The sequence below is a fragment of the Nocardia sp. NPDC058666 genome (assembly GCF_042714895.1).
GTDB lineage: Bacteria > Actinomycetota > Actinomycetes > Mycobacteriales > Mycobacteriaceae > Nocardia.
In genome coordinates this window covers 1-1,073 of record NZ_JBHXRY010000051.1, presented here as the reverse complement: position 1 = coordinate 1,073, position 1,073 = coordinate 1, and the positions used below count along the sequence as shown (strand labels likewise).

1 protein-coding gene is annotated in these 1,073 nt (G+C 73.4%); it reads right to left on the bottom strand.

Annotated elements, in window-relative coordinates; translation table 11 throughout:
- Positions 1-305 precede the first annotated feature (305 nt).
- A partial coding sequence (locus ACFWVD_RS28305) for a class I SAM-dependent methyltransferase (protein WP_379247916.1) occupies positions 306-1,073 on the bottom strand: 768 nt, incomplete at its 5' end.

Below are 1,073 nucleotides of genomic sequence, written 5' to 3'. Positions count from 1 at the left end.
GAAGTAGAGGAACTGGAATGCCCAGCGGGCGCCCCAGAACAGGGTCTGGCCCGCCAGGAGCGCCGTACCGAGTGAGGTACGGGCCAGGAGTGCGGGGGCGTGGCACAGCGGCAGCAGGCCGAGCAGGACGCAGGTCAGGCCGATGAAGAAGAGGTGGGCGTAGGAGACCTGGCGGGTCAGCAGGCTGGTGGCGGCGAGGTCGGCGGGCCAGTCGACCAGGCGGGGCAGGACGATGTGGAAGACGCCCATGGCGACCAGGGCGAGCCCGACGAGCCGGAGTTGGCCCTCCAGGGTGAAGAGGTGGTTCATGCGGAGCTCCGTCGGAAGGTGAAGGCCGTGACGAGGGTGGCGATCTTCGTTTCGGCGACGGCGTGCAGGCCGGCGCCGCGGGCGAGGCGGAGCCATTCGCGGCGGGGCATGAAGTGCCAGGCCCCGGGGCCGAAGGCGGCGGTGTTCGGGCCGTCGCGCAGGTGTTCCACGAGGACGAGGGTGCCGCCGGGGCGCAGGGTGCGGGTGATTTCTGCGAACAGTGCCTCCCGGTCGGGTGCCAGGCGCAGTTCGTGGGCGGCGAAGACCGCGAACACGGTGTGCTGGGAGGCGGTGGCGACGGGGAGTCGGGAGGGGCGGCCGGGCAGGGTTCCGGGGCGTGGGGGTACGCGGCGGCGGGCGCGGCGGATGGATCCTTCGGTGGTGAGGGCCGGGTCGTAGAGGTCGACGATCTGCTGGCGGGTGCGGGGGTGCTGCTCGCTCAGGGTCCGGCTGGTCTCGTCGAGTCCGGTCGCTATGACGAGGTGGTCGCCGGGGCCGTCGGGGAGCAGGTCGCCGAGCCAGTCGAGGGAGTGGAGCGCGGAGCGGTCGTAGACCCACCAGCTTGCGGCGGTGCTGCCGGCGAGCAGGGCGGCGGCCGTGAGCGCGCCGGTGCGGGCGAGGGCGGCCGGGATGCGGGGAAGGTGCGGTGCGAGGGCGAGGCCGGCGGCTGTCGCGCCGAGCCCGGCCGCGTACAGGGGCCAGTTGTAGCCGATGACCTCGCGGACGCCGGAGGGGCGCGGGGGCGGTGGGTAGGTTGGTATGCT